7 protein-coding genes are annotated in these 8142 nt (G+C 65.1%); 4 read left to right on the top strand and 3 right to left on the bottom strand.

The genetic code is table 11. The features are described 5' to 3' along the window. Together VDP82_RS10625 and VDP82_RS10620 are read left to right on the top strand one after the other, a co-directional pair. A partial coding sequence (locus VDP82_RS10625) for a thioredoxin family protein (RefSeq protein WP_323014821.1) occupies positions 1-215 on the top strand: 215 nt, incomplete at its 5' end. Positions 216-366: 151 nt separating this feature from the next. Further along, positions 367-2037, top strand: coding sequence for a glycoside hydrolase family 3 protein (locus VDP82_RS10620; RefSeq protein WP_323014820.1), 1671 nt, complete (start codon positions 367-369; stop codon positions 2035-2037). 10 nt (positions 2038-2047) lie between these two features. On the opposite strand, the gene VDP82_RS10615 is transcribed toward VDP82_RS10620, so the two are convergent. Both VDP82_RS10615 and VDP82_RS10610 read right to left on the bottom strand, forming a co-directional pair. Next, entirely contained in the window at positions 2048-2599 is a 552-nt protein-coding gene (locus VDP82_RS10615; protein WP_323014819.1) for an ActR/PrrA/RegA family redox response regulator transcription factor, read from the bottom strand. A gap of 32 nt (positions 2600-2631) precedes the next feature. Then, a complete protein-coding gene (locus tag VDP82_RS10610) occupies positions 2632-3966 on the bottom strand; it encodes an ActS/PrrB/RegB family redox-sensitive histidine kinase (protein WP_323014818.1) in 1335 nt (444 codons plus the stop codon). 140 nt (positions 3967-4106) lie between these two features. Here VDP82_RS10610 and VDP82_RS10605 point away from each other — a divergent pair, with 140 nt between their 5' ends. Together VDP82_RS10605 and VDP82_RS10600 are read left to right on the top strand one after the other, a co-directional pair. After that, on the top strand, positions 4107-4577 hold the full coding sequence (locus VDP82_RS10605; RefSeq protein ID WP_323014817.1) for a DUF2852 domain-containing protein: 471 nt from the start codon (positions 4107-4109) through the stop codon (positions 4575-4577). A 111-nt stretch (positions 4578-4688) separates the two neighbouring features. Further along, positions 4689-5426 carry a SprT family zinc-dependent metalloprotease gene (locus VDP82_RS10600; RefSeq protein ID WP_323014816.1) on the top strand — a complete coding sequence of 246 codons (738 nt, stop codon included), beginning with the start codon at positions 4689-4691 and terminating at the stop codon, positions 5424-5426. A gap of 30 nt (positions 5427-5456) precedes the next feature. Here the strand turns inward: VDP82_RS10600 and VDP82_RS10595 are convergent, their stop codons facing one another. Further along, positions 5457-8048 (bottom strand): PBP1A family penicillin-binding protein, encoded by a 2592-nt coding sequence (locus tag VDP82_RS10595; protein ID WP_323014815.1) that lies wholly within the window; start codon positions 8046-8048, stop codon positions 5457-5459. Positions 8049-8142: the final 94 nt, after the last annotated feature.

Genomic DNA, 8142 nt, shown 5'->3' with positions numbered 1-8142 from the left:
CCCCCGTGCTCGACGAGCTGGCAAGCGAAATGGCCGGCAAGGTCAAGATCGTCAAACTCAATGTCGATGAAAATCCCTCGATCACCGCGCAATATGGCGTTCGCTCCATTCCCACCATGATCCTGTTCAAGGGCGGGGAAGCCGCCGACATGAAGGTCGGCGCAGGCACCCCCAAGGCTGGCCTGGCCAAGTGGCTGGAAAGCCACGCGGCCTGATCGCCCGACACGGATGAAATTGAAAGCCGCCGGTTTACCCGGCGGTTTTTTTATGCCGCTTTTGTCGTCCCCCGGGGCGATAAAAATGCTATTGGCTTGGCTCGGAAACGCGCAACCACCCATAGAACAAGAAGACTGCCGGAGACGCTCCTTGGCCCAGATCGATCTTTCCGCCGCTCCCTTCAACCTTGACGATGAGGCAATCGCCTGGGTGGCGACGACGCTCGAAGCCCTCTCGCCGCGCGACAAGCTGGCTCAGCTTTTCGTGCTGCTGGAGCGCGGCGCTCCCACCGAAGTCATTGATGAGGTGCGCGGCTTCCGGCCCGGCGGCATCACCCGTATCCATTCCGACGACATGGTGGCCGAGATCGCGCTAGCCCGCGATCTGGGCGAAGCCAGCGCCATTCCGCTGCTCATCAGCGCCGACCTCGAGGGCAGCCGCATGGGCCCGCCTTTCGGCACGCCGGTGCCCAATCCGCTTGGGCTGGCGGCGGTGGACGATGTGGAGGCCACCTCGGTTATTTCCACCATCATGGCGCGCGAGGCCAATGCGCTGGGGCTCAACTGGAGCTATACCCCGGTCATCGACATCAATGCCGCCTGGCGCAGCGCCATTGTCGGCACGCGCTCCTTCGGCAGCGACATGGAGCGGATCGAGCGCCACGCGCTGGCCCAGATCGCCGCCTTCCAGGCCAATGGCGTGGCCGCCACCGTCAAGCACTGGCCGGGGGAAGGCTATGACGACCGCGACCAGCATCTGGTGACCACGGTCAATCCCCTGTCCATGGCGGAATGGGAAGCCAGCTTTGGCCGGCTTTACCGCAGGGCCATCGAGGCGGGCGTCCTGAGCGTGATGTCGGCCCATATCGCCCTGCCCGCCTTCGTGCGGGCGCTGGAGCCCGATGCCGGCGCCGAAGCCTTTCGGCCGGCCTCGATCAGCCGCATGCTCAACCAGGATCTGCTGCGGCGCGAACTGGGCTTCAATGGTCTCATCGTCTCGGACGCCACGCCCATGGCGGGGCTGGGCGACTGGGGACCGCGCGACGAGGTATTGCCGGAACTGGTCATTTCGGGATGCGACGTGATCCTGTTTTCGGACGATCCCAATGCCGACCTCATGCGGCTGGTCAAGGCCGTGGCCGACGGGCGACTGACTCAGGAGCGGGTGGACGAGGCGGCGACGCGCGTGCTGGCGCTCAAGGCTGCGCTGGGCCTGCATCGCCCGCGCCCGGCGCGCGACATGGCCGATATCGCCAGCCTTATCGCCAGCGACGAGCACCTGGCCGCGGCCCGCAGCGTCACGGCGCGAGTGCCCACGTTGGTCAAGGATGTACGCGGGCTGCTGCCGCTGTCGGTGGCCCGGCACCGCCGCATCCTGGTGTTCTCCGGCGGCGTGATACAGCCTTTCGCGCCGCATCCCCTTCCCCTCAGCCTGCCGCAAAGGCTGGCGCAGGAGGGTTTCGAGGTGAAGGTGTTTGAGCCGGGCATGGCCGTCAATCCGCGTGATTTCGACCTGGTGCTCTATCTCTTCGCCGAAGAAACCGTGCTGACGCGTAGCCATATCTTCCTCGACTGGCACAAGCTCACCGGCTCGGTTTTCGGGGCGATGACGCGCTATTGGCACGAATTGCCGACGCTGATGATTTCCTTCGGCTATCCCTATTACCTGCACGACGCGCCGCGCGTGCCGGCCTATGTCAACGCCTACGGATCGAGCGAAGCCCTGCAGGAGGCGGTGGTGGAGGCGATCCTGGGCCGTGCGCCTTTTGCCGGCACCAGCCCCATCGATCCTTTCGTGGGCAGCGAGCAGGGGAAATATTAGGCGCCACGCCTCAGCGGGGCGCGCGCTTGGCCAGGATGCGTTGCAGGGTGCGCCGGTGCATGTTGAGGCGGCGGGCGGTCTCGGAGACGTTTCGGTCACACAATTCATAAACGCGCTGGATATGCTCCCAGCGCACCCGATCGGCCGACATGGGATTTTCCGGCGGCTCGGGCTTATCCTCGCCGGTGGCGAGCAGAGCATTGATGACGTCATCGGCGTCGGCGGGCTTGCTCAGATAATCGACCGCGCCCAGCTTCACCGCCGTCACCGCCGTGGCGATATTGCCATAGCCGGTCAACACCACGGCGCGGGCATCGGGGCGTTTCTGATGGAGCGCCGAGACGACTTCCAGCCCATTGCCATCCTCGAGCCGCAGGTCGACCACGGCATAGGCCGGCGGCCGGGCCGCGACGGCAGCCAGGCCATCGGCGACCGAACCGGCGATGCGCACCTCGAATCCCCGGCGCGCCATGGCGCGCTCGAGCCGTTGCAGGAAAGCCGCATCATCGTCGACAAGCAGCAGGCTGGGGTCGGTGGCCAGTAGCTCTTCAATTCCGCTCATAGCTGTTCACTTAAAGCTTCCATGCGAAAAAATCAAAATTTCCGAGCGCCTTCGGCGGCGATTTCTATGGCGCTGCGCGGCCAGGAAATTCGCACCCGGGCATGACCGTTGGGGTCGATATTCTCGAAGGCCAGCCTGGCGCCGCTCCGCTCCAGCAGGGTCTTGGCGATGAAGACACCGAGCCCGAGCCCGCCGGGCTTGTTGGCATCGGGCCCCTGCGGGTCGCGGGGACGGCTGGTGAGATAGGGCTCGCCGAGCCTGGCGACCAGCTCGTGCGCGAAGCCGGGACCGTCATCGGTGATAACCACCGAAACCGATTCGGGGTCCCACCCCGCCTCGATGCGCACCATGCTGCGGGCAAAATCGGTGGCGTTTTCGATGATGTTGCCCAGCCCGTAGAGCAGGCCGACGCCGCGCTGGACCACCGGCTCGGGGCCGTCGGTATTCTCGTGATAGAAAAGAATGGCCTTGCCGCGCCCCTCATGGGGCCGGGCAACCTCGGCCAGAAGATCGGTCAGCGGCACGGCGGCGAACGGATCCTTGTCGTCGCTGCCCAGATTGCGCAGCTTGGTGAGGATGGCGCGGCAGCGCGCCGCCTGCTCGATGATGAGCTCCACGTCCCCGGCCAGATCGCTTCCCGGCTCCACTTCGGCCCGCATCTCCTTGGCGGCAAGGGCGATGGTGGAGAGCGGCGTGCCCAATTCATGGGCAGCGGCGGCGGCCAGGCCATCCAGGGCGGAAAGCTGCTCGCGGCGCGACAGTGCCAGCTCGGTCACCGCCAGCGCATCGGCGATCTGGCGGGCGTCATGGGCAACCCGGTTGATATAGGCCGAGACGAAGACCAGCCCGCTGATGATCGAGACCCAGATGCCGATGACATAGATGCGATTGAAAACCAGATGCTCGCCGGGCAGCCAGGGCAGGGGCAGGTGCCAGAGCGACACCAGCGAGGCGATGATGGCGGCGAGCAGCGCGATGAGGAAGGTGGCGCGTTGCGAGAGCGAGGCGGCCGAGACCGAAACCGGAGCGAGCAGAAGCAGCGAGAAGGGATTTTGCAGCCCGCCGGTCAGGGCGAGCAGCCCACCCAGCTGGCAAAGGTCGAATACCATCTGGCAGGCGGTGGAGAGCGGGGTGGGACGATGGGAGACGCCAAGGCGCAGCACCAGCCAGAGATTGAGGGCCACCGACAGGCCGATCAGGAGGAAACAGGCCAGAAGCGGCAGGGGAAAACCCAGACCGAAGGCGACGAAGAGCACGCTTACCGTCTGCCCGCCAATGGCCAGCCAGCGCAGCACGACCAGGGTTTGCAGGCGCAGGGGCCGCCAACTCGAAGGCGGAGGCAGGCTTTCAGCCGGGATCAGGGTCATCGCGCGCTTCTCACAGGGCTGTTCGGCTGCGTCATAGGACGAAAAAATCCGCTTTCAAGACCACAAAAACCATAGACACAGCATTGATCCTGCCCATGGACGTCCCACCTTAAAGCCATCGTGACTGGGAGAGAAACGACATGTCCACAGCAATCATCAAACCGCAATGGTCTCCGCTGACCATCACCCTCATGGTTTTGGGCTTCATCGCCTTCTGGCCGCTCGGCCTACTGGTGCTGGGCTACATCCTTTGGGGTGAAAAATTCGGAGGCTCGGCAGAAAAGGCCGAACATTACTGGAGCAAGGGCAAGGCCTGGTGCGGCGCCAATCGCGGCCATCGGGGCTGGGGCCGCCAGCAATACGGTTTTTCGTCCTCGGGCAATGCCGCCTTCGACGACTACCGCAACGAACAATTGCGCCGCCTCGAGGAAGAGCGTGCCCGGCTCGACGCAGAAATCGAAGCCTTCCACGAATATATGGCCAATCTCAACAAGGCCAAGGATCGGGAAGAGTTCGACCGCTTCATGAACGAGCGGCGTGGCTCGCGCCAGGGTTATGGCGAGAACCGCACCGATGACGGCGAGAACAACAAGAATGGCTGGGGCTCATAAAGCCCCTCCCCTCCTTTGGGCACTCGAACGGCAATGGGCGTCCCAAGGGGCGCCCTTTTTGTCGGGCCCGACATTTGAGGCTAATATGAGCCGACTCAAAACCAGAGCGTCATGAACCTTTTCTTCCGCTCCAAGCCCAGGATTCCCGCCAGCACCACCATCGACCTCGACGGGGTCACGGTGACCGTCACCGTGCGCGTCAATGCGCGGGCGCGCAGCTACAGGCTATCGCTGCCCCATGGGGGGCGCGCGGTGCTCACCCTGCCGCCGCATGGACAGTGGGCGGCAGCGGAAGCCTTTCTCGAAAAGCACCGCAACTGGCTGGCGGCGCGGCTGGGCCGGGCTCCCGCCCCGCCGCTTCTGGGCCATGGCGGTTCGATTCCCCTGCGCGGGGTGGCGCACCGCATCGTCGCCACCGGCAAGGTCAGGGGACGGGTGGAGACGGGAGAAGGCGAAGGGGACCCCACACTGTTCGTGCCGGGGGAGGCGGCGCATCAGGCGCGGCGCCTTATCGACTGGCTCAAGGACGAGGCCCAGAAGGACCTCGAAGCACGCAGCGCCTTTCACGCGGCGCGGCTGGGTGTGAGCGTCAAGGCGATCCGGATGCGCAGCCAGGTGAGCCGCTGGGGCTCATGCTCATCGACCGGCACGATCAACTACAACTGGCGGCTGGTTCTGGCGCCGCCCTTCGTGCTCGACTACGTCGCCGCCCATGAAGTGGCGCATCTGGTGGAGATGAACCATTCCCCCGCCTTCTGGGCAACAGTGAAGCGCACCCTGCCCGAGATGGAAAAGGGCCGCGCCTGGCTCAAGGCACATGGGCGCGAGCTGATGATCTACGGCCGCTAGGATGCCCCCTGAGGAGCATCCTTCACCCCATCAATTCTCGCCATTGCCGAAGATCAAATCCATCAGCGTGCGCTGGCGGCGCGGTTCCTGGTAGCTGGGCTGGGGCTGGCCGATGCTGGCCGGCGGCTGCATCTGAGTCGGGGCACCCGGCACCCAGACCGGCTGGCCGGTGGCCGGATCGACCACCAGCACCATGGGCTGGCCGGTTTCGGGATCGATGGGCGCTTCGCCCACGCCATTGCTCTGCGGTTGCAGCGGATAGCCGGTTACCGGATCGATGGCCTGGCCCCCGATCGCCTGCCCCACCGGCAGGCCGGTGGTCGGGTCGATCTGGTTGCCATTGGCGTCGATCAACATGCCGCCCTCGGGCAGGCCCACGCCCAGGCCCGGATCGGCCGTCTCGAAGCCGTTAAGGGCGCTGGCCGGGACGTATTGGCCGGTGGTCGGATCGATGCGCAGCAACTGCCCTGTTGTCGGGTCGGTGGCGGTTTCAACCGGCTGGCCGGTATCCGCATCGACATATTGGGTGACCATCTGGCCGCTGACAGGATCGACTCCCTGCTGGGCCACCAATTGCCCGCCATAGCTACCACCCGGGATCTTGGCGATGGTTTTTCCCGCATGGGCCTTGGTCATGAACTCGGACCAGATCGCGGCCGGCACGTTGCCGCCGGACAGGGTGGTCTTGGTGTCGTTGTCATTGCCCAGCCACACGCCGGTGACCATGGCGGCGGTATAACCCACGAACAGGGCGTCACGGGCATTCTGGCTGGTGCCGGTCTTGCCTGCGAATTCCCAGCCGCCCAGATTGGCGCCCCGGCCGGTGCCCACTTCGACGGCGGTTTCCAGCATATCGTTCATCTCGGCCAGGATATTGGGCGCAACCACACGGCCCGGACCGGCATCGGAGGCCTCGTACAGCACCTTGCCCTCCTTGGATTCGATGCGGGTGATGACGTTGGGGATGACGCCGAAGCCACCATTGGAGAAGGGGGCGTAGGCGCTGGTCAATTCCAGAAGGTTCACTTCCTGGGTGCCCAAAGCGATGGAGGGCACGGCGGTGAGCTGGCTGGAAATGCCCATGCGGCTGGCCACCTCGATCACCTTTTCGGGCGTCACGTCGATGGCGAGGCGCGCGGCGATGGTGTTGAGCGAATAGGCCAGACCCTGGCGCAGCGTCACCGTGCCGGCATATTTTCCCGAGGCATTGCGCGGGCTCCAGCCATTATATTCGAATTGGGCATCCTCGGCCAAAGTGTCCGGGGTGTAGCCCTTTTCCATCGCCGCCATATAGACGAAGGGCTTGAAGGTAGAACCGGGCTGGCGCCGCGCGGTGACGGCGCGGTTATATTGGCTGGCCTGGTAATCGACGCCGCCGACCATGGCGCGCACCTTGCCATCGACATCCATGGCCACCAGCGCGCCCTGGTTGAAGCCGCGCTTGGGACCTTCCGAGGCCACCATTTCCTTGACGATGAACTCGGCGTCCTTCTGCATCTTGAAGTCGATGGTGGTCTGGACCACCACGTCGGATTCGATCTCGCCGATATAGGCCGTCATCAGGCTTTCAACCCAGTCGGCGACATAGGATTCGGAGCCCGCAACGCGGGTGCGCACACTCTGGTCGGGGTCGATCTGGGCAGCGGCGGCTTCCTCTTGGGTGATATAGCCTTCGCGCGCCATGGCCGCGAGCGCCAGGCGCTGGCGCTCGATGGCGCGCTGCGGATGGGTCTTGGGGTTATAGGCGGCGGGCGCCGGCAGGATGCCGGCCAGCATGGCGGCCTGGCCGAGCGAGAGATTGCGCGCCGAAATGCCGAAATAGGTCTGGGCCGCCGCCTCGATGCCGGTGGTGCCGGAGCCGAAATGCACGCGGTTGAGATAAAGCTCGAGAATCTCTTCCTTGGTGTAGTTCTGCTCCAGCCATACGGCCAGGATGGCTTCCTGCACCTTGCGGCCCAGCGTCTGGTCGGGGGTCAGGAACAGGTTCTTGGCCACCTGCTGGGTGATGGTGGAAGCCCCGCGTGTGACGCCGCGCGCCTGGATCGATTCCACCGCCACGGCCAGAAGCCCGATCGGATCGACGCCGAAATGGCTCATGAAGCGCCGGTCCTCGCTGGCGATCACGGCGGCGGGCACATAATAGGGCAGTTCCCGATAGGTCACCGCCTCGCCGCCGGTCTGGCCGCGATTGGAGATCAGGCTCCCATCGGCGGCCAGGATGCGGATATTGGGCGGGCGCTCGGGAATGGCCCAGCTATTGGCCGAGGGCAATTGCGCGCCGAAATAGACGATGACGCCGATAACGGCGATGCCGCCCCAGAGGCAGGCGACGAAAGCCCACCAGAGCAGACCCATGAGAAAGCCGCCGCTGCGCGAGCGGCGCTTCCTGGATTTTGCCGGCTCGGCCTTGCCGCGACGCGGTGTCTTGGGGGCCTTTGGCGGCTTGCCGCCGCCCGCGCCGCCGGGCGGATTGCGCTCGCCGGCGACGGAAAAACCCATGGAGCTGCCCATGGCCGGCTCGACCCGCTCGGCGTTTCCGCCGCGACGCGCTTTCGCCGGCTTCTTGCCCGGACGGGCGGGCTGGTTGCCAACCCGGTCATCGGCGGAAATGCGGAAATCCATCAAGCGGGTCCTGAGAAAAGCTGCCTTAAGCTTGCTTCTAGCGCGTTCGCTCCCTTTGGGAAACCGAAGCTTAGCGAAAGGTTAAGGCCGAACC

The organism is Devosia sp., assembly GCF_034675085.1.
Lineage (GTDB): Bacteria > Pseudomonadota > Alphaproteobacteria > Rhizobiales > Devosiaceae > Devosia.
The sequence above is the reverse complement of the archived record's forward strand: the minus strand, read 5'-3'. Positions and strand labels throughout refer to the sequence as shown.